We start from the raw sequence: 22647 nt of genomic DNA, 5'->3' as shown, positions 1-22647 counted from the left end.
AACATCAGGCGAGCCTCCGCAGGTGGACGAGGAGGGCCGTGAGGTCGGAATCGCGAATGCCGGGAACCCGTGCCGCCTCGGCCACGGTACGGGGGCGGAGGCGGGAAAGCTTCTCCACCGCCTCCCGGGAAAGGCCGGGAACCTTGGGGAAGTCCAGGCCCTCGGGGATGGGGTGGGCCTCGAGGTCCCGCATCTTCTCCCTGAGCCTCTCCTGCCGCTCAATATACCCGGCGTACTTGGCCCGCACCTCCACCTGGTAGGCCTCCTCCGGCGCGAGGGGCGAAGGGGGTGGGAAGCGTTCCAAAAGGGCCTCGTAGGTGTTCTCCGGACGCCTAAGCCACTGGAGGCCGCTCACCCCCTCTATCCGCAAGGCCTCTAGGCGCCTTAGCTCCTCCGCCACCCGCCGGTACTTGGCCTCCACCCGGGCGAGGTCCTCCTTGGACCTCAGGCCCCAGGCCACCGCCAAGGGGATAAGGCGCTCGTCGGCGTTGTCCGCCCGGCAGAGGAGGCGGAGCTCCACCCGGGAGGTCATCATCCGGTAGGGCTCGTCCGTGCCCCGGCCCACCAGGTCGTCCACCAGGACGCCGATGTAGCCGCTTTCCCGGGGGAGGTGCACCTCGGGCAGGCCCAGGGCGTACCGGGCGGCGTTGAGCCCCGCCAAGAGGCCCTGGGCCGCCGCCTCCTCGTAGCCCGAGGTGCCGTTCACCTGGCCGGCGGCGAAAAGCCCGGGAAGGAAGCGGGACTGGAGGCCCCGGGTAAGCTCCGTGGGGTCCAGGCTATCGTACTCCACGGCGTAGGCGTACCGCTGGATCACCGCCCGCTCAAACCCGGGAAGGCTTCGCACCATCTCCTCCTGCAGCTCGGGGGGGAGGCTCGAGGAAAACCCCTGCAGGTAAACCTCGCTGGTGGCGAGGCCATCGGGCTCCACGAAGAGGAGGTGGCTTTCCTTGTCGGCAAAGCGCACCACCTTGTCCTCAATGGAGGGGCAGTACCTTGGGCCGATTCCCACGATGTCCCCGGCGTAGAGGGGGGAGAGGTGGAGGTTTTCCCGGATAAGCCGGTGGGTCCTCTCCGTGGTGCGGGTCTGCCAGGTGGGTAGCTTTGCGGCAAAAGGCCCAGGGTTTCCCGTGAAACTCCCGGGCGGCACCTCGGGGGGCACCACCTCCAGGCGCTCAAAGTCCACGGAGTCCGCCCGGATCCTGGGGGGTGTCCCCGTCTTGAAGCGGCGGAGGGTGTGGCCCACGGCCTTTAGGCTTTGGGAGAGGAACCGGGCCGGGGGCTCGCCCTGCCTGCCCGCAGGCCGGGAACGCCGCCCGTACCAGACCACCCCGCCCAGGAAGGTACCCCCCGCCACCACCACCGCCTTGGCGGGGATGCCCCGGCCGTCCACGGTGCGCACCCCAAGAAGCTTTCCCCCCTCCACCCACAGGGCCGCCACCTCCCCCCTAAGGACCTCTATGGGCCTTTCGGCCAGGATCTCCTGGGCCTTTAGGGCATAGAGGTCCCGGTCCACCTGGACCCTAAGGCTTTGCACCGCAGGCCCCTTGGAGCGGTTGAGCATGCGGGTGTGGATGGCCGTGGCGTCCGCCGCCCGGCCCATAAGCCCTCCCAGGGCCACCACCTCCGCCACCAGCTGGCTCTTGCCCGGCCCTCCCACGGCGGGGTTGCAGGGCATGGTGCCGATGCGCTCCGGGTTCACGGTGACCAGGGCTACCCGTACCCCCAAGGCCGCCGCGGCCCAGGCGGCCTCGAGGCCGGCGTGCCCTCCACCCACCACCACCACGTCGTACCCCATCCCGCCCTCCACTTTAGCCCAAGGCCTGCCGTAGAATGTTCCCTCGGAACGCTGGGGGGTAGCCTTGACCCACGAAGCCGTTTGGCAACACGTCCTGGAACACATCCGCCGCAACATCACCGAGGTGGAGTACCACACCTGGTTTGAGCGGATCCGCCCCTTGGGCATCCGGGACGGGGTCTTGGAACTGGCGGTACCCACCTCCTTCGCCCTGGACTGGATCCGGCGGCATTACGCCGAGCTCATCCAGGAAAGCCTGAGCCTCCTGGGGGCCCAGGCCCCTCGGTTTGAGCTCAAGGTGGTTCCGGGTACCCCGGTGCAGGAGGACATCTTCCAGGCCGCCCCCTCCCCCGAACCCGCCCAACCCAGGCTAAACCCCAAGTACACCTTTGAGAACTTCGTGGTGGGGCCCAACAACTCCATGGCCCATGCGGCGGCGGTGGCCGTGGCCGAGTCCCCCGGGCGGGCCTACAACCCCCTTTTCATCTACGGGGGCGTGGGCCTGGGGAAGACCCACCTGATGCACGCCGTGGGCCATTCCGTGGCCAAGCGCTTCCCCCACCTAAAAATTGAATACGTTTCCACAGAAACCTTCACCAATGAACTCATCAACGCCATCCGCGAGGACCGGATGACGGAGTTCCGGGAGCGCTACCGCTCCGTGGACCTCCTTTTGGTGGACGATATCCAGTTCATCGCCGGCAAAGAGCGCACCCAGGAGGAGTTCTTCCACACCTTCAACGCCCTTTACGAAGCCCACAAGCAGATCATCCTCTCCTCCGACCGCCCGCCCAAGGACATCCTCACCCTCGAGGCCCGCCTGCGGAGCCGGTTTGAGTGGGGCCTCATCACGGACATCCAACCCCCCGACCTGGAAACCCGCATCGCCATCCTGAAGATGAACGCCGAGCAACGGGGCCTAAGGGTGAGCGAGGAGGTCTTGGAGTACATCGCCCGCCAGGTGACCTCCAACATCCGGGAACTGGAAGGGGCCCTCATGCGGGCCATCGCCTACGCCTCCCTGAACGGGGTGGAGCTCACCCGGGCCGTGGCCGCCAAGGCCCTTTCCGAGATCTTCGCCCCCCGGGAGGTGGAGGTGGACCCCCAGGAGATCGTGCGCAAGGTGGCGGAGCACTTCGCCCTCCGCCCCGAAGACCTCGTGGGGGGTGGCAGGCGGAAGGAGGTGGTCCTCCCGCGGCAAATCGCCATGTACTTGGTGCGGGAGCTTACCCGCTCCTCCCTGCCGGAAATCGGTCAACTTTTCGGCGGCCGGGACCACACCACCGTCCTCTACGCCATCCAGAAGATCCAGGAGCTTTCGGAGAGCGACCGGGAAGTACAAAGCCTCCTCCGGCGGCTTAAGGAGACCCTGGTATGACCCCTGTGGATAACCTGTGGATAAACCTGTGGATAACCGGGCTTTTCCTGTGGATAACCTTGTGGACAACCTGTGGAAAACTAAGGCCCTTCCGGAGCCTGTGGATAACTGCCCAGTTATCCACACCTTATCCACAGGCCAAGGCCAGTTATCCACAAGAGTTATCCACAAGCCCTTTGCCGTGCAGGACGGGGTTTTTGCCCCCTTATCCACATATCCACAGGCCCTACTACTACGGCTACTATCTTTTAAGATCTTTAAAAAAAGAAAACCGTAGTAACAGAAAAAGGAGGAACGGATAATGCGCGTAATCCTTCCCAAAAACCTGTTGGCCGAACGCCTCTCTTTCCTGGAGAGGGTCATCCCCTCGCGGAGCTCCAACCCCCTTTTCACCTACCTGGGCCTCGCCCTAGGCCAAGATGCCCTGGTGCTTTTTGGAAGCAACGGGGAGGTGGACCTCGAGGCCGGCCTCCCGGCCGAAGTCCAAGGCGAAGGGCGTTACCTGGTACCGGCGCAGCCCTTTTTCCAGCTGGTGCGGAGCCTTCCTGGGGAGCAGGTGGAGCTAGTCTTGGGCGGTGACCTGGAGCTCGTTTCCGGCGCCTTTCGTACCCGGCTCGCCCTGGCCCCCACGGAGGGGTACCCCGAGCTCTCCTTCCCCGAGCCTCACCCCTCCGAAACCTACCCTTGGCAGACCACCTTGCCGGTGGAAGACCTTCTCCGGGCCCTTACCCACGTGCGCTACGCCGCCAGCCACGAGGAGTACCGGGCCATTTTCCGCGGGGTGCAGCTGGAGTTTTCCGAGGGTGGCATGCGGAGCGTGGCCTCAGACGGCTACCGTCTGGCCCTCTACCAGCTGGAAAGGCCCCAGCCCTTCCAGAAGAAGGCCGTGGTCCCCGCCCGCAGCGTGGACGAGGTGGCCCGGGTCCTCAAAGGGGTAGGGGCGGGGGAGGTGGTCCTGGCCCTGGGCCCAGGCACCCTGGGCTTGGCGGTGCGGGAAGGGGAGGGGTGGGTGCGCCTAGCGGTGAGGCTCATGGAGGGGGAGTTCCCCGATTACGAGCGGGTCATCCCCAAGGAGTTTCCCCTAAAGGCCACCCTGGAGGCCGAGGCCTTCCGCGAGGCCTTGCGGCGGGTAAGCGTCCTGGCTGACAGGCAGAACCACCGGGTGGACCTCTTCTTCCAGGAGGGGCGGGTTCTCCTGTCGGCGGAAGGGGACTACGGCAAGGGCCAGGAGGAGCTTCCCGTGGCCTTGGAGGGAACGCCCCTCGCCGTGGCCTACAACGCCCGCTACCTCCTGGAGGCCTTGGGGCCCATCTCGGGCCAGGCCGCCCTCTGGCTTTCCGGGCCCACAAGCCCGAGCCTAATCCGCCCGGCGGAGGAGGGCCTAGGCTACCAGGCGGTGGTGGTCCCCTTGAGGGTGTAAGCTAAGGGCCAAGGGGGCGTGAAGCGCTTCCACGCCGCAGGAGGAGACCCATGACCACGATCGTGAGCGTAAAGGCACGGGAAGTCTTGGACTCCAGGGGCTTTCCCACGGTGGAGGCCGAGGTGGAGCTGGAGGGAGGTGCCCGGGGGCGGGCCATGGTGCCCTCTGGGGCTTCCACGGGTACCCACGAGGCCTTAGAGCTTCGGGACGGAGGTAGGCGCTACCTGGGCAAGGGAGTGCGCCGGGCAGTGGAAAACATCCTGGAGCGTATTGCCCCCGAGCTCATAGGCCGGGACGCCTTGGACCAGGAGGGGGTGGACCGGGCCATGCTGGAGCTGGACGGCACCCCCAACAAGGCCAACCTGGGGGCAAACGCCATCCTGGCCGTTTCCCTGGCCACCGCCAGGGCCGCGGCGGAGGCTTTGGGGCTTTCCCTTTACCGCTATTTGGGTGGGATTCAGGGGGTGGTCCTGCCGGTGCCCCTGATGAACGTGATCAACGGGGGAAAGCATGCGGACAACCGCCTGGACTTCCAGGAGTTCATGCTGGTCCCCGCTGGGGCGGAAAGCTTTGCGGAAGCCTTGCGGATCGGTTCGGAGGTCTTCCACACCCTCAAGGGGGTCTTGCGGGAGCGGGGCTACAGCACCAACGTGGGGGATGAAGGGGGCTTTGCCCCCGACCTCAAGCGCAACGAGGAGGCGGTGGAGCTGCTCCTCCTCGCCATTGAGCGGACGGGGTACACCCCGGGGGAGGAGGTGTCCTTAGCCCTGGACCCAGCTGCGAGCGAGTTCTACCGGGACGGCAAGTACCACCTGGAAGGGGAGGGAAAGGTCCTTACCTCCGAGGAGATGGTGGCCTTCTGGGCCTCTTGGGTGGAGAAGTACCCCATCCGCTCCATTGAGGACGGCCTGGCGGAGGACGACTGGGAGGGGTGGCGGCTTCTTACGGAAACCTTGGGCAACCGGGTGCAGCTCGTGGGGGATGACCTCTTCGTCACCAACCCTGAGCGCTTGCGCCAGGGCATTGAGCGGGGGGTGGCCAACGCCATCCTGGTCAAGGTGAACCAGATTGGTACGCTCTCTGAGACCCTCGAGGCCATCCGCCTGGCCCAGCGCTCCGGCTACCGGGCGGTGATCAGCCACCGTTCGGGAGAAACCGAGGACAGCTTCATCGCCGACCTGGCGGTGGCGGTGAACGCTGGCCAGATCAAGACGGGCTCCCTTTCCCGCTCCGACCGCCTTGCCAAGTACAACCAGCTTCTGCGCATTGAGGAGGAGTTGGGTAAGGCGGCGCGTTTCCCCGGCTATGGCGCCTTTTAAGCGCACCAAGATCGTGGCCACCTTGGGGCCTGCCTCCAGCACCAAGGAGGTAATCCGGGCCCTGGCGGAGGCGGGGGTGGACGTCTTCCGCTTGAACTTCAGCCACGGCACCCCGGAGGACCACAAGAAGCGGGTGGCCCTGGTGCGGGAGGTGGAGGAGGAGCTGGGCAAGACCCTGGCCATCCTCCAGGACCTCCAAGGCCCCAAGATCCGTGTGGGCCGCTTCAAGGAAGGGCGGGTGGAGCTCAAGCCGGGCCAAGCCTTTATCCTCACGCGGAAGCCCGTGGAGGGGGACGAGACCCAGGTTTCCATCAGCTACCGTGGCCTTCCCGAGGACGTGGTTCCTGGACAGGTCCTCCTCTTGGACGACGGCCGGATCCGCCTTCGGGTGGAAAGGGTGGTGGGGGACGAGATCCACACCGTGGTGGAGGTGGGGGGAGTCCTCTCCGACCACAAGGGCATTAACGTTCCCGGGGCCGACCTTTCCATCCCCGCCCTCTCCGAGAAGGACATCCAGGACCTGGCCCTGGGGGCGGAACTTGGGGTGGACTGGGTGGCGGTCTCCTTTGTGCGCACCCGGGACGACCTCCTCCTGGCCCGGCACTACCTTTCCCGTTACGGCTCCCGGGCCAAGCTCATGGCCAAGGTGGAGAAGCCCTCCGCCGTGCACCGGTTTGAGGAGATCCTGGAAGAGGCGGACGGCATCATGGTGGCCCGGGGGGACCTGGGGGTGGAGATGCCCTTAGAGGAGGTTCCCATCGTGCAAAAGCGGCTCATCCTGAGGTGCATCGCCGCCGGGAAGCCCGTGATCACCGCCACCCAGATGCTGGAGTCCATGGTGCAGAACCCAAGCCCCACCCGGGCCGAAGCCTCGGATGTGGCCAACGCCATCTTTGACGGCTCGGACGCGGTGATGCTCTCCGCCGAGACCGCCGCCGGGGCCTATCCCGTGGAGGCGGTGGCCATGATGGCCCGCATCGCCAGGGCGGTGGAGGCCTCCCCGGAGTTTTTGCAGAAACTCAACGTCTTGCGCCCCGCGCCCACCCCCACCACCCAAGACGCCATTGCCCAGGCGGCGGACGACATCGTGGAGGCGGTGGGGGCGCGGGCCATCGTGGTCTTCACCGCCACCGGGGGCTCGGCCCGGCGTGTGGCCCGCACCCGGCCCCAGGTGCCCATCCTGGCCCTTACCCCGAGCCCCGAGGTGAGGCGGCAGCTGGCCCTGGTGTGGGGCGTCCTGCCCCACCTGGCCCCGGACCCCCAGGACACGGACGACATGGTGCGGATTGCCCTTAGGGAGGTAAAGGCCCTGGGCCTGGCCCAGGTGGGGGAGCGGGTGGTCATCGCCGCCGGGGTGCCCTTCGGGGTGCGGGGAACCACCAACCTGATCCGGGTAGAAAGGGTGAGCTAAAAGGGCCCGGGGCCTAAAGGCCCCGGGGGGAGGGAGTACACCGGTCTACTTGACCGGGGGACGGGACTTGAGCACCTCCTGCGGGGAGAGGGGTTTGGCCCTTTGGGCCTTTACCTCCTGGGCGGTGATGGGCTTGGCCTTGGATTTGGCGAAGGTGGCCAGGACGTGGTTTAAGAGGTTGGCCACCTCCTCGTCCTTAAGCTGCCGGAAGGGGGGCATGACCCCGTTATAGGTCTTGCCCTCTACGGTGAGGGGGCCCTGGAGGCCATAGAGGACCACCCGGATGAGGTACTCCCGGCCCCCCTTGGCCTGGACCACCTTGTCCAGGTGGGTGAGGGGCGGGAAGGCCCCGGGGATGCCCTGGCCCGTGGCCTGGTGGCAGCTTTGGCAGTTGGCTGAGTACAGCTTGGCCCCAGGGCTTTGCCCGAGGGCGAAGAGGCCGGCGAGGAAAATAAAGGGCAAAAGGCGCCGCATGGCTCCAGGATAGGAGGACTGCGCCGGTCTACGCCAGGGGCATTTGTCCCCAGGTTCTGGGAATGTAGGCGCAACGGGGATCGGATTCCAGATAGTCCCCGGTCTCCGCATAGGCCCGGGCCCGGCTACCCCCGCAAAGCTCCCGGTACTCGCAAACCCCGCATTTTCCCTTGAGGAGGGCTTTGTTGCGCAGGGACTGGAAGATGGGGCTTTCGCGGTAGATTTGCAAGAGGGGCGTTTCCCGCACGTTTCCGGCGGAAAGGGGAAGAAAGCCCGAGGGGTAGACCTCCCCGTTGGCGGCCACGAAGACGAAGCCGAAGCCATCGGAAACGTGGACACCCCGCCCCTCGCCCACCAGGGCGCCGTCTTGCCCGCCCTCCCTTTGGCGGCGTTCCAGAACGATGCGGCGGAACATGGGGCCTTCCGTGGTGCGCACCTGGAAGGGGTGGCGGCGGGAGAGCTCGTAAAGGAGGTGCATCACCTCCTCGTACCCCTCGGGGGAGAGTTGCTCCAGCAAGGCTCCCCGGCCCACGGGTACCAGGAAGAAGACCTCCCAGGTGGCCACGCCCTTTTTCGAAAGGATTTCGGCGATTCCGGGAAGCTCTTTGGCGGTGCGCCGGGTCACGGTGGTGTTCACCTGGGTCATAAGCCCCACCTCCTTGGCCCAGGTGAGGGCCTTTAGCGCCAGGGCGAAGGTGCCCGGCACCCCGCGGAAGCCATCGTGGGTCTCGGGGCTCGCCCCGTCCAGGGAGATGGCCATCTGGTGGACGCCCAGTTCCCGGAAGCGGGCCACCACCTCCCGGGTGAGCCTTGGGGTGACGGCGGGGGTAATGCCCACCTTGAGGCCCAGGCGCTGGGCTTCCTCCAGGAGGAGGAAGAGGTCGGGACGGGCCAGGGGGTCGCCCCCCGTGGGGAGGAGGATGGGCTTGGGGGTGTAGGTGGCGAGTTCCCGGAGGAGCTTAAGGCCTTCCGCGGTGGACAGTTCATCGGGAAGGGGGTCGGGCACGGCGGAGGCCCGGCAGTGCTGGCAGGCCAGGAGGCAGGCCCGGGTCATCTCCCAGGCCACCAGGAGGGGAAAGCGGTGGAGGTCGGGCTTCATGCCCTTAGCGTAGGGAAGGGGGGGAAGGGCAGGTGTCCCTAGCGGGAAAGGGTGAGGCGGTAGGTGAGGGTTTTGGCCTCATGGGGTTTTAGGGGGAGTTCCAGACGGTAGCCCTCGGGCAGGAGGTTGGCCCCGGGGAAGTCCAGGCGGAAGGGCTGGGGAAAAGTTTCCGCAAGGAGGGCGGTTACCGGGTAGGCGTAGGGGTTTTCCAGGCGGGTTTCCACCAGGTAGGTGGCCTCCTTCTCCGACTGGGCAAGGAGGCGGACGGCACGCCCAAGGCGCGCCCTCAGGTCCGGTCCAAGCCACACCTCTGCCAGGTTGCCCGCAAGGGCAGCGGGAAGGCGGCCCTGGCCCAGGAAAAGGCCCTCCTCCACCACCTCCAAGGCCCCAGGGGCCAAGGGGAAGGGGGCCTTGAAGCGGTAGCCCCGTTCCAAGGGGATGGAGGCCTCCGTGCGGAAGGGACCCTGGTAGCGGAGAAGGCGCATGGGGGCCACCTCGGCCCGTTGGAAGGGGATTTCCGTGGTGCCGGGGAGAAGCGTTCTCGGCGCAAGCTCGTAGCGGAAGAGGCCAAAGGGGTTTTCGTAGGCCTCACGAAGGGTGCGAAAGGCGGCTTCCGGAAGGGCCTTGGCCTCGAGGAGGTTCACCTCCCCCGCCAGAAGGGCGAGGCGTTCCGCCTGGAGGGCCTCCCCCTCCAGCCGAAGCCTGGCCCAGGCGGTGAGCCTGCCCTCCTCGAGGGTGTAGAAGACCTCCCCGGAAAGCCCGGTATAGAGGTAGCGGAGCCAGGCCCTTCCCTCCCCCCGGTAGCGGAAAAGAACCGCCGTGCCCTGGAAAAGCCTTTCCTCTTCCTCCACCCCAAGGAGCCGCAACGAGCCCGGCACCATGCGGGCAAGCTTTTCCCCGGCCAGGTACACCCAGGCGGACGGGGGGAGGACCACGGGCTCCTTCACCTCGGCGAAACCCGGGTAGACCACCACCTCCTGGGCCCAGGCCCCAAGGAGGAAGAGCCCTAAGGCAACGAGCTTCCTCATACGCCCAGTTTACGCGCCAAGGCCTCCACCCGCTCCCTGGGAAGAGGCCCCCCGTGGCCGATGTAGACCCACCGGGCCCCCAGGTCCAGGATCTTGCGCACCGTCTTCTTCGCTAGGGCGTGGTCCTCGTTGATGAAACGGGGCGGGAGGCCCTTGCCCCTCAGGGCGTCCCCCGCCAAAAGTATCCCCTCCCGGAAAAGCCCCACCTGCCCCAGGGTGTGGCCGGGGAGGTGGACCACCCGCCAGCCGGCAAGCGCCATCCCTTCCTCTACGGGGCGGAGGGCCTCCTTGGGGAGGGGCGGGGCCAGGTTGGCGAGCCGGTGGCCCAGGAGGGGGATGGGAAGGGGCGGGCGGGGCTTTTCCCCCGTGAGGTAGGGCCACTCCTGGGGGTGGGCGAAGACGGGCACCCCATACCGCTCCCAAAGGGCCCTCGCCCCCCCGGCGTGGTCCAGGTGGTGGTGGGTGAGGAAGAGGAAAAGGGGAGGGGAGGCCAGGAGGGAGAGGAGCTTTTTCGCCTCCCAGGGAAGCCCGGCATCCACCAGGAAATAGCCCTCCCCCGCTGGCACCCGGTAAAGGTTGGCGGCAAAGGCCAGGCGCTCAGGCCCGCTCATGGACGGGGGCGAGGCCCATCTCCGCCAGGGCCCGGCGGATCCCCTCGGGGTCAATCCCCGCCTGGCGGTGCAGGCTCGGGATGGTGCCGTGCTCAAAGAAGCGGTCGGGAAGCCCCAGGACCTTGACCTCGGGCTTGAGGCCCATCTCGTTAAGAGCCTCCAGCACGGCGCTCCCGAAGCCCCCCATCCGCTGGTGGTCCTCCACGGTGAGGAGTTTGTAGCGGGCAAGCTGCCTCAGCATCTCCCGGTCCAGGGGCTTGAGGAAGCGGGCGTTGACCACGCCCACCCTGGGGTCGTCCCCCGCGGCCTCGAGGGCGTACCGGAGGGTCTTGCCGAAGGCGAGGATGTAGGCCTCCTTTCCCTCCTTCACCACCTCCCACTTCCCCCAGGGGATGTCCGGCCACACCCCCTCGGGGGCCCTTTCCACGTTGTCCCGAGGGTAGCGGATGGCCACAGGCCCCCCCACCTCCAGGGCTTTCTTCAGCATGGCCCGAAGCTCCAGGGCGTCCTTGGGGGCGGCGATCTGCAGGTTGGGGATGGTGCGCAGGTAGGCGATGTCAAAGACCCCGTGGTGGGTGGCCCCGTCCGCCCCCACGATGCCCGCCCGGTCAATGGCGAAGACCACGGGGAGGGCTTCTATGGCCACGTCGTGGATCACCTGATCGTAAGCCCGTTGCAGGAAGGTGGAGTAGATGGCCACCACCGGCTTCATGCCCCTTAGGGCCAGGCCCGCCGCCGTGGTCACCGCCACGTCCTCGCAGATGCCCACGTCCAGGTAGCGCTCGGGGTGCTCCAGGGAGTAGCGCACGAGCCCCGAGCCCTCCCGCATGGCCGGGGTGATGACGAAGAGCCTGGGCTCCAGGTGGGCGAGTTCGGTGACGGCGTCCCCGAAGGCCTGGCTCCAGGAGTAGCCCTTGGAGACCTTCTCCGGTTTTTCGGGGTTGAAGCCCGGGGGGCCGTGCCAGTAGATGGGGTCGGCCTCCGCCACCTTGTACCCCTTGCCCTTCTGGGTGACCACGTGGAGGAGGGTGGGGCCTTCCAGGGCCTTAAGGTGCTCCAGGATGTGGACGAGGCCCTTCAGGTCGTGGCCGTCCACGGGGCCGATGTAGCGCAAGCCCCAGGCGTAGAAGGGGTTTTCCTGGTGGAGGATGAGCTTGGCCGCTTCCTTCGCCCGGTCCACCAGGCCGAAAAGTTGGGGAGAGATGCGCTCCAGCACGTTTCTCCCCAGCTTTTCCATGTCGTGGACCCACTTTCTAATCTGAAGCTCTTTGAAGTACTTGTTGAGGGCCCCCACGTTCTCGGAGATGCTCATCTCGTTGTCGTTGAGGATGATGAGCATCCGCTTTTGCAGCTCCCCGATCTTGTTCAGGGCAGCGAGGGCCATGCCCCCGGTGAGGGCCCCATCCCCGATCACCGCCACCACGTGGTAGTCCTCCCCCTGGAGGTCCCGGGCGATGGCCATGCCCAGGGCGTGGGCCAAGGAGGTGGAGGCGTGGCCGGCGGTGATGGCGTCGTGTTCGGACTCGGAAACCTTGGTGAAGCCGGAGATGCCCCCTTCCTGCCTCAGGGTGTGGAAGCGGTCCTTCCGCCCCGTGACCAGTTTGTGGGCGTAGGCCTGGTGGCCCACGTCAAAGAGGATGCGGTCCTTGGGGGAGTGAAAGACGCGGTGCAGGGCCAGGATGAGCTCCACGGCTCCCAAGGAGCTGGCCAGGTGCCCGCCGTTTTGCGCCGTGACCCGGATGATCTCGCTCCGGATCTCCTCGGCCAGGGCCTGGAGTTCCTCCAGGCTAAGCCGCTTCAGGTCTTCGGGGCCGTTCACCTTTTCCAAGACCATACCCACCTCACTGGAAGTTGCGCTCCACCAGGATGCGCCCCTCCCGGGTGCGCACCTCCCCCACCCGGGGGGCGAACCAGACCTCGTAGGCCGTCTGGCCCGCCTGGTCCTGGTAGACCTGGCGGATGCGCAGGATGCGGAAACTTCCCGCAGGAAGGCGCACTTCCCGTTCCTCCAGGACCTCCATGCTGTAGTCCAGGCGGCCTTGGGCTAAAGGCTCCCGCCCCGAAGGGGAGAGGAGCTCCACCTTCACCTCCACCCTGCCGCCCCAGCGGTGGCCCGGGGCGAGGAGGCCCTCCGGGGGGTATTCCAGGAGGGGTGGGGTGAAGACCACCCGGGCCGAAGGGTCCTGGAAGCCCAGAAGCCGCACGCCAAAGGCCCCCACCTGGCGGTAGTAGACCCGGTCCTCCCCCCGGCCATAGGCGCGGAAGCGAAGGGCTTCCTGGCCCTCGTAGAGGGCGGGGCCTTCCACCCGCACCCGGTAGGGCGGGGAGGAGAGGGGTTCCCCCTCGGGCACATAGACCCACTCCAGCCCCGTGGCCATGGGGTAGAAGGCCTCGCTTTTTAGGAAGGGCCGGGCCTCGGGGGCATGGGTTACCTGGGGGGCGCAGGCGGCGAGGAGAAGGGAGAGGGCCATAAGGGACCGCCTCATGGTAGGGAGTTTACCCTGATTCCCGCCGTAGGCTGGCCAACACTCAGGTTCCGGGCCGAGGCTAGGCTTGGCCTAGCTCCCGCTTGAGCCGAAGGAGCTCTTCCTCCAGTTCCTTCTCCCCGGACAGGGCGGCGAGCGCCTTTTCCAGGTCCAGGCCGTCCAGGGCCTTTAGGGCCTCGTGCCGGTCCTCCAGGGCCAGGATGCGGGCCTCCATTTCCTCAAAGGCCTCGAGGGCGGGGTGCCCTTCCCAGCGGGACTCCATCCGGCGCACCGCCTCCGCCGCCTCCACCCCCTTCTTCCGGGCCAAGAGGAGCTTCTTCCTGGCCTCGGCCTCGTCAATCTTGGCCTCCAGGGCCTTGAGCTGGGTCATGAGCCGCTCGGTGAGGGCCCGGTGCTCCGCCAGTTGTGCCTTGAAGCCCTCCGCCAGGTCCAAAGCCCGCTTCCTGCGCCTTAGGGCCTCTTTGGCCAGGTCCTCCCGGGAGGCCTTTAGGGCTTCCTTGGCCTTTTCCTCCCAGAGGGCGGCCTCCTTCTCGTGGCTTTCCACCTCCCGCTCCAGGCGCTTGGCCTCGGCCATGGCCGCCGCCACCTGTTCCCGGGCCTCCTTGAGGGCTTCTTTCATGTCCAAGAGGGCCTGTTCCAGGATCTTCTCCGGGTCCTCGGCCCGGCGCAAAAGCTCGTTTAGGTTGGCGCGGATGAGACGCCCAAGGCGGTCTAGTAGGTTCATGCTGCCTCCAGGTCCAGTATGCCACACCCTTGACGGGGCGGGGGAACGGGGGTAGGGTGGACTTGTAAGTATGCGCTTACTTGCGGAAGCCGACCCCCTCGAGGCCCGCCTTCTCCAGGCCGCTTTGGAGCTTTTGGCGGAGCGGGGCTACCGGGGGGCCACCACCAAGGAGGTGGCCCGGCGGGCAGGGGTGAGCGAGGTAACCCTCTTTCGCCGTTTTGGGAGTAAGAAGGCCCTTTTCCAGAAGGCCGTGGCCGCTTTCTTTCCCCAAGGCTTTGTGGAGCGGTTTCCCGGGGAAGGTATGCCCTTGGAGGAGGGGCTTTTGGTCCTTGCCGAGGTCTACCAGGAGTTTTTGCAGGCTCACCGGACCCTCCTCCCCAAGCTCCTCACCGAGTTTTTGCGCCACCCCGAGCTCCTGGCGGAAGGCCCCCCGAGGGGGCTTGGGATGGCCTTGGGAAGGATTTTGGGCTTTTTCCGGGCCAAGCAGGTGGAGGGCCTTTTGCGGCCAGACGAGCCCCCAGAGGAGCTGGCCTTGGCCTTCGTGGGCCCCCTTTTCGCCCGCTTCCTCCTGGGGGAGGCTTTGGGGGTGCGCCTGCCCTTAGACCGGGAGGCCTACGTGCGGGGGTATCTGGAGGGACGTTATGGTGCACGCTGAGGAGGTGACGAGGCATTTCGGCAGCCTCAAGGCCCTGGACCGGGTGAGCCTTTCCGTGCGCCCCGGGGAGGTCTTCGGCCTCTTGGGCCCCAACGGGGCGGGGAAGACCACCTTGGTGCGGGTTCTCACCGGGGTGTTGCGTCCCGATGGGGGGCGGGCGGTGGTGGCGGGGCTAGATGTGCTGCGGGAGCCTTGGGCGGTTAAGGCCAGGATCGGCTACGCTACCCAGGAGCAGAGCGTCTACCGCGACCTCACCGTGGAGGAAAACCTCCGCTTCCGCGCCCGCCTTTACCGGCCCAAGGAGGCGAAGGCGCTGGCGGAGGAGGCCCTTTTGCGCTTTGGCCTTCTCCCCTACGCCAAGGCCCTGGCGGGCCACCTCTCCGGGGGCTGGCGGCAACGCCTGGCCCTGGCCCAGGCGGTGGTCCACCGCCCGGAGGTCCTCTTCTTGGACGAGCCCACCACGGGGCTTGATCCCCTTTCCCGCCGGGCCATCTGGGACCTCATCCACCAGGAGGCGGAAAGGGGGGCGGCGGTCCTGGTCACCACCCATTACATGGACGAGGCGGAGCGCTGCCACCGCCTGGCCCTCCTCTTCGCCGGGCGGGTCCTGGCCCTGGGCACCCCGCAGGAGCTCAAGGCCGAGGCCCAGGGGCGGGCGGACTTCTACTTCGCCCCCGTGACCTTAGCCGAGGCCCGGCGGGTGGAAGGGGTTTGGGACGCCTGGCCGAGCGGCCACGGGGTGCGCCTCATCCTGCGGAAGGGTGCGGTCCCACCCTTCCCCGCCACGCCCACCGAGCCCACCCTCGAGGACGTCTTCCTGGTCTACACCAAGGGGGAAGCATGAGCCGCATCCTCGCCCTAGCGGAAAAGGAGTTTTTGCAAATTCGGCGGGACCACGTCCTCCCCCGGCTCATCGTCCTTCTGCCCACCCTGATGCTCCTCCTCTTCGGCTACGCCATCAACTTCACCCTGGAAAACATCCCCCTGGCGGTTTACGATGCCTCCCAGGACCGCATCAGCCAAACCCTTTTGGCGGAGCTTACCCGGGACAACCGCTTCCGCTTGGCGGTGAGGGCGGAAAGCCCCGAGGGGGTGGTGGCGGCGGTGGACCGGGGCCAGGCCCGGGTGGGCTTGGTGGTGCCCAAAGGGGCCTTGGAAAGGGTGCGCCGAGGGGAGAGCGTGAACCTGGAGGTCTACGTGGACGGCACCGACCCCAACTTCGCCTTCCAGGCCCAGGCCACCTTGCGCAAGGCCATCCAGGAGGTGAACGCCCGCATCCTGGTGGGCCGGGCCCTTTCCGGGGAAGCGGTCCTGCCCCCCTTGAGCCCCACCCTCCACACCCTCTACAACCCGGACAACAAGACCGCCTGGTTCATGATCCCCGGCATCATCGGCCTGGTCCTCACCATGTTCACCGTGCTCCTCACCGCCCTGTCCATCGTCCGGGAGGCGGAAAGCCGCATGATGGAAAGCCTCTTGGCCTCCCCCTTGCGCCCCCACGAGGTGGTCTTGGGCAAGGTCCTGCCCTATCTGGTCATCGCCTTCGCCGTGGCGCTCTTGGTCTTGGCCTTGGGGCACTGGGTTTTTGGGGTACCGGTGCGGGGGAGCCTCCTCCTCCTCTTGCTCGCCATGTTCCTCTTCGTCTTGGGCTCCTTGGCGGCGGGGGTTTTGATCTCCACCCTGGCCCGTACCCAGGTGCAGGCGGTCTTCGGCACCTACGCCTATGCCTTTCCCACCATCTTCCTTTCGGGCTTCGTCTTTCCCATAGACGGCATGCCCCGCTTTTTCCAGATACTTTCCTACTTGGTGCCCGCCCGCTACCTCATTGAGGTCCTGCGGGGGGTGATGCTCAAAGGGGTGGGCTTTGGGGTGCTCTGGCCCCATCTCCTGGCCTTGGCCCTCTTCTCCCTCTTGGTCCTCTTCCTGGCCTCGGCCCGCTTCCAAAGGCAGGTGGCGGTATGAGGAAAGTGGCGCTTCTTTTCCTTTTGGGCCTGGCCCTGGCCCAGGGGCGGCTGGAGGCGGGGCTTTACGGGGCCCCGGGCGGGGTGACCCCGGCCCTGGAAGCCGCTTTCGCCCTGGGGGAAGGGGAGGTTTACCTGAAGGGGCAGGTGGGGCGGGGGGCCTTGGGCTACCTGGGAAGCCTATCCCTGGGGCCTTTGGGCTATTTGGCCTATGGGGCCCAAGGGGAGGTGGGGGAAGGGGGCCTAGGGGGTGCCCTTTTCCTGGAGGGCGGCGCGGGGCCCCTGGCGGCGGAGGGGCGGCTTGGGTACCGGCCCCAAGGGGCTTTCCCCCTTTTCCCCGAGGCGGGGTTTTTCGGGCGGCTAGCCCTGCGCTACCGGGCCACCCCTAGGGAGGTTTGGGGTGTGGAGGCGGCAGGGAACACCCCTTCCCGGCCCGCCACCTTCGGCCTGCAACCGGGGCTTTACGGGGTTTGGCGCTTGGAGGGGAGCTACGCCTTCCGCCAGGAGGCCACCTACACCCTGGGGCTAGGGGTTTCCTCCGGGCCCTACGCCCTTTTGGGCTTCAAGGGGGAGGTGGGGGAGGAAGGGGAGGTGTTGGACCTCCTCCTCCGCCTGGGTGGGGTGAACCGGCTGGAGGCGGGGCTTTACTTAGGGGAGGCTAGCCTCCATCTCACCCTTTCCTACCCTTGGGCGGGTAGCCTCGGGGTGTGGTTGGGGGACCTGGGCCTCGAGGCGGGCCACCAAGGGTCCCCCTACGCCTGGGTTCGGTACACCTGGAGGTGGCCATGAGCGTGCGGCGAAGCCCCTTTTGGATCTTGGCCCTTGGGCTTATGGGTTTGACCCTGGCCCAGTCCGTGGCGGAGATCTTGGAACTGGTGGAGAAAAACCTGGCCAGCCCCTGGCAGGCCGTGGTGCAGGGCCAGGTTCAAGGCCCTTCCGGCACCGAGAACCTCCAGGCCCGGGTCTACGCCTTGCCCAAGGAAAACCTTTACCGCATAGAGTTCCTCAAGCCGGGTTCCTTGGAGGGCAACTTTACCGTGGTCACCGAGAAGGAGGTCTGGAACTACCTCTACCTCACCAACCAGCTCATCATCAGCCCCAAGGAGAAGGCCCAGGTGCAGGGCCTGGGCTTTAGCCCTCAGGGCTTGGGCGACCTGAAGGCCCTAAGCGAGCGGGTAAGCCTGCGCCTAGCCGGCGAGGAGCGCCTGCCCGAGGGGCCGGCCTGGAGGCTCGTGGGCCAGGCCAAGGAGGGCCAGGGCTTTGCCCGGCTAGAGCTTTACATCTTGAAGGCGGACCCGAGGCCCTTGCGCTTCCTCTTCCTGGACGAGGCGGGGAAGGTTTTGGCGGACCTGAAGGTGGTGGAGTTCAAGCGGGCAAGCCTCACCCCTAGCCAGCTCAAGCGCTACCCCAAGGACGCCCAGGTGGTGCGCCGCTAGGTTTCGGCGTAGAGGGGGGTGGAGAGGTACTTCCACCCCCCATCGGGGCTGATGCAGGCCACCCGCTTGCCCGGGCCCAGTTCCCTCGCCACCTGGAGGGCGGCAAGGACGATGCCCCCGGAGCTCATCCCCAGGAAAAGCCCCTCTTCCCGGGCAAGCCTCCGGGCCAGGGGGAAGGCGTCCTCCTCCCACACCTGGATGACCCCGTCCAGGAGGCTTAGGTCCAGGTTCTCGGGGATGAAGCCCGGGCCCATGCCCTGGAACTGGTGTTGCCCCATCTTCCCCCCGGAGAGGACGTTGGAGCGGGCGGGTTCCACGGCGAAGACCTTTACGTGGGGGATTCTCTCCTTCAGGTAGCGCCCCACCCCGGTGATGGTCCCCCCCGTGCCCGAGCCGTAGACGAAGGCGTCTATGCGCCCCTCCAAGGCCTCGTAGAGCTCGGGCCCCGTGGTCTCGTAGTGGGCCCGCACGTTGGCGGGGTTTTTGAACTGGTCGGGCATGAAGGCCCCCAGCTCCTCCTTAAGCCGGAGAGCTTCCTCCCTGGCCGCCAGCATCCGCCTTTCCGGGTCCGTGAGGACGAGCTCCGCCCCCAAGGCCCTTAGGACCCGCTTCCTCTCCTCGGACATCTGGGCGGGCATGGTGAGGATGAGGCGGTAGCCCCGGCTTGCGGCGATCATGGCGAGGCCGATGCCCGTGTTGCCGCTCGTGGGCTCCACGATTACCTGGCCCGAGCCCGGCTTTAGGATCCCCCTTTCCTCGGCGTCCTTGATCATGTACCAGGCGGGGCGGTCCTTGATGGAGCCCCCTGGGTTTAGCCCCTCCAGCTTCACCCAGACCTCGGCCATGCCCGGCTCCACCACCTTGGCGAGGCGCACCACGGGGGTTTTGCCGATGACCCCTTCCACCCGCATACCCTCACTATAGGGGTTTCCTTGGCGGGGGGCATCTGCTAACCTGAAAGGAGCAAGCCCCAAGCTTGCGGAAGGGTGAACATGAAAGTAGGACAGGACAAGGTGGTCACCATTCGCTACACCCTCCAGGTGGAGGGGGAGGTTTTGGACCAGGGGGAGCTTTCCTACCTGCACGGGCACGGCAACCTCATCCGGGGCCTCGAGGAGGCCCTGGAGGGCCGCGAGGAGGGCGAAGCCTTCCAGGCCCACGTGCCGGCGGAGAAGGCCTACGGCCCCCACGATCCGGAAGGGGTGCAGGTGGTGCCCCTCTCCGCCTTCCCCGAGGACGCTGAGGTGGCCCCGGGGGCCCAGTTTTACGCCCAAGACATGGAGGGGAACCCCATGCCCCTCACCGTGGTGGAGGTCCAGGGGGAGGAGGTCACCATTGACTTCAACCATCCCCTGGCGGGCAAGGACCTGGACTTCCAGGTGGAGGTGGTGAAGGTGCGGGAGGCTACCCCCGAGGAGCTCCTGCACGGCCACGTGCACGAGGGCGGGCATTCCCACTAGGCGTGGGCCAGGCCTCCCCAGGGGTTCCCTGGGGGGGCTTGACTTTTTCCTCCCCCCGTGGGATAGTGGGGAGTCCCTGGAAAGCCAAGTGGGTTTTCGGGATGAAGGAGAAGCATGAAGAAGGGTACCGTTAAGTGGTTCAACGCGGAAAAAGGCTACGGGTTCATCCAGCAGGAAGAGGGTCCGGACGTGTTCGTGCACTTCTCGGCCATCGAGGCCGAAGGGTTTCGCACCCTGAACGAGGGGGAGCGGGTGGAGTTTGAGGTGGAGCCGGGCCGGGGCGGCAAGGGCCCCCAGGCCAAGAAGGTCCGCCGCATCTAAAGGAGGATGGCCAAAGGAAGCCCCCTTGGGGGCTTCCTTTGCTTTAGGCTTAGGGCATGCGCATCCTCGTTTCCAACGACGACGGCATCTTCTCCCCGGGCATCAAGGCCTTGGGCCTAGCCATGCGGGCCCTGGGCGAGGTGTACGTGGTGGCCCCCGACGTGGAGCAGTCGGCGGTGGGCCACGGCATCACCGTGCGCCGCCCCTTGCGCTTCAAGCACACGCAAAGCGCCGGCTTTGGGGAGATCCCCGCCTACCGGGTGGACGGCACCCCGGCGGACTGCGTGGTCCTGGGGGTGCACCTTCTAGGCCGGCCGGACCTGGTGGTTTCCGGCATCAACATCGGGGTGAACCTGGGGTTAGACCTCACCCACTCGGGCACGGTGGCGGCGGCCCTCGAGGCCACCTCCTTGGGCATCCCGGCCATCGCCTTCAGCCTGGACACCTCCGGGGAGGAGTTGGACTTCGCCGAGGCCGCCCGCCATGCGGTGAGGATCGCCCGCTGGGTGATGGAGAAGGGCCTGCCCAAAGGGGTTCTCCTCAACGTGAACTTTCCCGCCCGCCCGCCCAAGGGGGTCAAGGTCACCCGGCTTTCCACCCATCACTTTGAGGACACCGTGGTGGAGCGGCTGGACCCCGAGGGGAGGCCCTACTACTGGATCGCCGGCACCCCCGTGGGGGAGGAGGAGGAGGGGACGGACCTTTGGGCGGTGCGCCAGGGGTACATCTCGGTCACCCCCGTGAGCCTGGACTTCACCGCCCGGGAATACCTGGCCGAGGTGGAGGCCTGGTTCAAGGACCGGTGAGGCGCACGGGCATACCCTCCTCGAGGCCCCAGGCCTCCCGGGCGCTTCCCCGGTTGAGGGCGATCTCCAAAAGCCCTGCGCTTCCCAGATAGGCCACCCCTTCCCCCACCTCCACCTCGCCGAAGGTGCGGCGGATGGGCACCCTCCGCCCCGCCACCTCCACCCATCCCCCTAGGGGGGCCTGGAGGAGGGTGGTGATGGCGTTGCCGAAGCGGTCAAAGGTGAGGATCTCCCCTTCCGGCCCCGGGGTCAGGGCGAGGGGAAGCCTTAGGAGGCTTTCCACCGGAACCTCCTCCCCCAGGGCTTCCGGGGGAAGCCCCAGGGCCAGGTGGGCGGCGGCGGGGGCGAAGCGGTCGCGGCCGTGAAAGGTGAACGCCCCCGGGCGCCATCCGGGTAAGGGGTCCAGGCTTTGGGGCCTGGGGGGCTTAACCCTGTCCAGGGCATAGGCCCGCCTGGGCGGGTCCAGGAGCCAGGCCAGGGTGAAGAGGCCGTTATCCGGGCCCACGTAGGCCCGCCGGCCCAAGGCGGCCACGGCCCGCCGTGCCGTCCCCACCCCGGGGTCCACCACCGCCAGAATGACGCTCCCTTCGGGCAGGTAGGGCACCGCCTCAAAGAGGGCGTAGGCCGCCCGGCGCAGGTCCTGGGGGGGGAGGTCGTGGGCCAGGTCCACCACCCCTATGCCGGGAGCCTTCTGGGCTAAAACCGCCTTCACCACCCCCACATAGGGGTCTTGGAGGCCGAAGTCGGAGAGGAAGAAAACGGGGCGCATCCTAGAAGCGCCTTAACCATGCGGGGGGAAAGAGCGAGAGGACCACCCCCGCCACCACCCAGCCTAGGCTTAGGCCCAGGACGCTCCCCGCCCGCTCCTTGGCCCACAAAAGCCCAGCCCCCACGAGGAGGAGGAGAAGGGTGGGCCCCGGCACCGCCAGGGCGAAGAAGAGGGCGGATAGGGCGGGGGCCAGGTCCTTGTAGCGCTCCTTGAAGACCCAAGGGACCAGGCCGCGGAAGAAGGGCTCCATAAGGGCCAGGCCCAGGAAGGTGAGGAGGTTTAGGGGAAGGGTGGACAGGCCGAGGAAGGGGCGCAGGAGGCCGTAGGCCAAGAGGAGGAGGACCAAGGCGGGCCCCACCCAAAACCCTTCCACCCAGCTGCCCCAGGGGCCCAAAAGGGCGGGTAGCCGCTTCCGTTGCCAGAGGAGGAGGCCCAGGAGGAGGAAGGCCCCGTAGGCCAGGTAGAGGCTTGGGAGCACCTTTTCCCCTTGGTAGGGGGTAAGGAAGGCGAGGAGGTTGGCGAAAAGGAGCTTGCCCATTAGGGCGGCGAAGCCCAGGGCCAGAAGGAGGGCCAGGAGGGCCAAGAGGTAGAGGCTTCCCGGGCCCGGTAAGGGGTTTTCCACCACCTCCACGGTGCGCAGGGGCTCTATGCGGCTTTCCCCCAGGAGGATGAGGACCAAGAAGGCGAGGAGGGCGGAAAGCCAAGGCCAGGCCGTGGCGAGGAAGCGCCCGGGGAGGTTTTCCACCTGGGAAAGTTGCCCAAGGGCCGCCAGGCCCCGCCCAACGTCCCCTTGGCCCAGGTAGGCCAGGGTCAAGGTGGCGAGGGCCTGGGCCTTCAGCTCGGGCTTTTCCCCAAGCTCCGGGAGGAGGGCTTCCAGAAGGGGGATGGCCTCCGTGGGCCGCCCCACGAGGAAAAGGAGGCGCCCCCGCGCTAGCCTTTCCTCCTGGGTGGAGCCCAAGGCCAGAAGGCCCGCTTCCGGGTTGCCGAGCTCCAGGTGGAGCCGGGCCAGGAGGAGGCGCACTTCTGGGGTAGGGGGGAGGGCCTGGGCCTCGGCCAGGGCCGCTTCCGGCCGCTTTAGGGCCTCGAGGGCCAAAGCCCTCGCAAGCCGGGCCTCCGGGTCCTGCCCCAAGGGGAGGCGCAGGACCTCCCCCGGCCTCCCCTGGGCCAAAAGGAGCCTCGCCTTCAGGACCAGGCCCTCGGGGTCGTCCCCCAGGCGCTCCAGGTAGGTGCCCGCTTGGGCCAGCTCGCCCCTTTCCAAGGCGATGCGGGCGAGGAGCCGAAGGCTTGGGGCGTGGTTGGGGTCGCTCACCAGGGCAAGCTCGCAGGTCATCTGGGCGCTTTCCAAGGCTCCTTGGTTGTATAGCCTTTGGCAGCGGGCGAAATACTCCTCGGCCCCTTGGCCCCAGGCCAGGGAAGGGATAACCAGGCCTATAAAGACCCAAAGCCCCCGAGTAAGCTTCATGGCTTCCAGCCCCCTTTTCGGATATTCACCTG

The 22647-nt window shown here is 67.1% G+C and carries 23 protein-coding genes; 12 read left to right on the top strand and 11 right to left on the bottom strand.

The annotated features are described in order from the left end of the window. Positions 1-4 precede the first annotated feature (4 nt). A complete protein-coding gene (gene mnmG, locus A0O31_RS05570) occupies positions 5-1807 on the bottom strand; it encodes a tRNA uridine-5-carboxymethylaminomethyl(34) synthesis enzyme MnmG (protein WP_420855814.1) in 1803 nt (600 codons plus the stop codon). 52 nt (positions 1808-1859) lie between these two features. Here mnmG and dnaA point away from each other — a divergent pair, with 52 nt between their 5' ends. The 4 genes from dnaA (at position 1860) to pyk (ending at position 7323) form a co-directional block, all read left to right on the top strand. After that, a complete protein-coding gene (gene dnaA / locus A0O31_RS05565) occupies positions 1860-3173 on the top strand; it encodes a chromosomal replication initiator protein DnaA (RefSeq protein WP_071677016.1) in 1314 nt (437 codons plus the stop codon). Between the two features lie 301 nt (positions 3174-3474). After that, a complete protein-coding gene (gene dnaN, locus A0O31_RS05560; RefSeq protein ID WP_071677015.1) occupies positions 3475-4593 on the top strand; it encodes a DNA polymerase III subunit beta in 1119 nt (372 codons plus the stop codon). Between the two features lie 50 nt (positions 4594-4643). Then, the gene (eno, locus tag A0O31_RS05555) at positions 4644-5912 is read left to right on the top strand and encodes a phosphopyruvate hydratase (protein WP_071677014.1); all 1269 of its coding nucleotides are present in this window, start codon (positions 4644-4646) and stop codon (positions 5910-5912) included. Next, positions 5899-7323, top strand: a complete 1425-nt coding sequence (gene pyk, locus A0O31_RS05550) for a pyruvate kinase (RefSeq protein ID WP_071677013.1) — start codon at positions 5899-5901, stop codon at positions 7321-7323. The genes eno and pyk overlap by 14 nt, the downstream gene beginning before the upstream one ends. 45 nt (positions 7324-7368) lie before the next feature. Here pyk and A0O31_RS05545 read toward each other — a convergent pair whose 3' ends face one another. The 7 genes from A0O31_RS05545 to A0O31_RS05515 form a co-directional block, all read right to left on the bottom strand. Continuing rightward, the gene (locus tag A0O31_RS05545; RefSeq protein WP_071677012.1) at positions 7369-7797 is read right to left on the bottom strand and encodes a c-type cytochrome; all 429 of its coding nucleotides are present in this window, start codon (positions 7795-7797) and stop codon (positions 7369-7371) included. Positions 7798-7825: 28 nt separating this feature from the next. Next, complete coding sequence (locus A0O31_RS05540) at positions 7826-8896, bottom strand: TIGR04053 family radical SAM/SPASM domain-containing protein (RefSeq protein WP_071677011.1); 1071 nt, start codon at positions 8894-8896, stop codon at positions 7826-7828. Between the two features lie 38 nt (positions 8897-8934). After that, the gene (locus tag A0O31_RS05535; RefSeq protein WP_071677010.1) at positions 8935-9924 is read right to left on the bottom strand and encodes a hypothetical protein; all 990 of its coding nucleotides are present in this window, start codon (positions 9922-9924) and stop codon (positions 8935-8937) included. Beyond that, positions 9921-10535 carry an MBL fold metallo-hydrolase gene (locus A0O31_RS05530; protein ID WP_071677009.1) on the bottom strand — a complete coding sequence of 205 codons (615 nt, stop codon included), beginning with the start codon at positions 10533-10535 and terminating at the stop codon, positions 9921-9923. The genes A0O31_RS05535 and A0O31_RS05530 overlap by 4 nt, the downstream gene beginning before the upstream one ends. After that, entirely contained in the window at positions 10522-12369 is a 1848-nt protein-coding gene (gene dxs / locus A0O31_RS05525; protein WP_071677008.1) for a 1-deoxy-D-xylulose-5-phosphate synthase, read from the bottom strand. The genes A0O31_RS05530 and dxs overlap by 14 nt, the downstream gene beginning before the upstream one ends. Before the next feature lie 7 nt (positions 12370-12376). Beyond that, entirely contained in the window at positions 12377-13021 is a 645-nt protein-coding gene (locus A0O31_RS05520) for a hypothetical protein (RefSeq protein WP_071677007.1), read from the bottom strand. 61 nt (positions 13022-13082) lie between these two features. Beyond that, on the bottom strand, positions 13083-13745 hold the full coding sequence (locus tag A0O31_RS05515) for a PspA/IM30 family protein (protein WP_071677006.1): 663 nt from the start codon (positions 13743-13745) through the stop codon (positions 13083-13085). Between the two features lie 70 nt (positions 13746-13815). Here A0O31_RS05515 and A0O31_RS05510 point away from each other — a divergent pair, with 70 nt between their 5' ends. Genes A0O31_RS05510 through A0O31_RS05490 form a run of 5 tightly spaced genes read left to right on the top strand, consistent with a single transcriptional unit; the run spans position 13816 to position 17797 of the window. Beyond that, positions 13816-14400, top strand: a complete 585-nt coding sequence (locus tag A0O31_RS05510) for a TetR/AcrR family transcriptional regulator (RefSeq protein WP_071677005.1) — start codon at positions 13816-13818, stop codon at positions 14398-14400. Then, positions 14387-15244 (top strand): ABC transporter ATP-binding protein, encoded by an 858-nt coding sequence (locus A0O31_RS05505; RefSeq protein ID WP_071677004.1) that lies wholly within the window; start codon positions 14387-14389, stop codon positions 15242-15244. Before A0O31_RS05510 ends, A0O31_RS05505 begins: the two co-directional genes overlap by 14 nt. Next, a complete protein-coding gene (locus A0O31_RS05500) occupies positions 15241-16362 on the top strand; it encodes an ABC transporter permease (RefSeq protein ID WP_071677003.1) in 1122 nt (373 codons plus the stop codon). The genes A0O31_RS05505 and A0O31_RS05500 overlap by 4 nt, the downstream gene beginning before the upstream one ends. Further along, positions 16359-17150, top strand: a complete 792-nt coding sequence (locus A0O31_RS05495; RefSeq protein ID WP_071677002.1) for a hypothetical protein — start codon at positions 16359-16361, stop codon at positions 17148-17150. The genes A0O31_RS05500 and A0O31_RS05495 overlap by 4 nt, the downstream gene beginning before the upstream one ends. Continuing rightward, positions 17147-17797: an outer membrane lipoprotein carrier protein LolA gene (locus A0O31_RS05490; RefSeq protein ID WP_071677001.1), complete on the top strand. Its 651-nt coding sequence runs from the start codon at positions 17147-17149 to the stop codon at positions 17795-17797. Before A0O31_RS05495 ends, A0O31_RS05490 begins: the two co-directional genes overlap by 4 nt. Here the strand turns inward: A0O31_RS05490 and cysK are convergent. Next, complete coding sequence (cysK, locus tag A0O31_RS05485) at positions 17794-18708, bottom strand: cysteine synthase A (RefSeq protein ID WP_071677000.1); 915 nt, start codon at positions 18706-18708, stop codon at positions 17794-17796. The two genes, A0O31_RS05490 and cysK, sit on opposite strands and share 4 nt — an antisense overlap. A gap of 81 nt (positions 18709-18789) precedes the next feature. Between cysK and A0O31_RS05480 the strand changes: the two genes are divergently transcribed. From A0O31_RS05480 to surE, 3 genes are all read left to right on the top strand, one after another. Next, the gene (locus A0O31_RS05480) at positions 18790-19257 is read left to right on the top strand and encodes an FKBP-type peptidyl-prolyl cis-trans isomerase (protein WP_071676999.1); all 468 of its coding nucleotides are present in this window, start codon (positions 18790-18792) and stop codon (positions 19255-19257) included. Positions 19258-19371: 114 nt separating this feature from the next. Next, complete coding sequence (locus A0O31_RS05475) at positions 19372-19578, top strand: cold-shock protein (RefSeq protein ID WP_016330342.1); 207 nt, start codon at positions 19372-19374, stop codon at positions 19576-19578. Positions 19579-19634: 56 nt separating this feature from the next. Beyond that, positions 19635-20384 (top strand): 5'/3'-nucleotidase SurE, encoded by a 750-nt coding sequence (surE, locus tag A0O31_RS05470; protein WP_071676998.1) that lies wholly within the window; start codon positions 19635-19637, stop codon positions 20382-20384. On the opposite strand, the gene A0O31_RS05465 is transcribed toward surE, so the two are convergent. Both A0O31_RS05465 and A0O31_RS05460 read right to left on the bottom strand, forming a co-directional pair. Then, the gene (locus A0O31_RS05465; RefSeq protein ID WP_071676997.1) at positions 20371-21153 is read right to left on the bottom strand and encodes an SAM hydrolase/SAM-dependent halogenase family protein; all 783 of its coding nucleotides are present in this window, start codon (positions 21151-21153) and stop codon (positions 20371-20373) included. The two genes, surE and A0O31_RS05465, sit on opposite strands and share 14 nt — an antisense overlap. 1 nt (position 21154) lies before the next feature. Continuing rightward, the gene (locus tag A0O31_RS05460) at positions 21155-22615 is read right to left on the bottom strand and encodes a tetratricopeptide repeat protein (protein WP_071676996.1); all 1461 of its coding nucleotides are present in this window, start codon (positions 22613-22615) and stop codon (positions 21155-21157) included. Between the last annotated feature and the right edge of the window lie 32 nt (positions 22616-22647).

The organism is Thermus brockianus (assembly GCF_001880325.1).
GTDB lineage: Bacteria > Deinococcota > Deinococci > Deinococcales > Thermaceae > Thermus > Thermus brockianus.
This window is presented reverse-complemented; position numbering and strand designations above follow the sequence as displayed.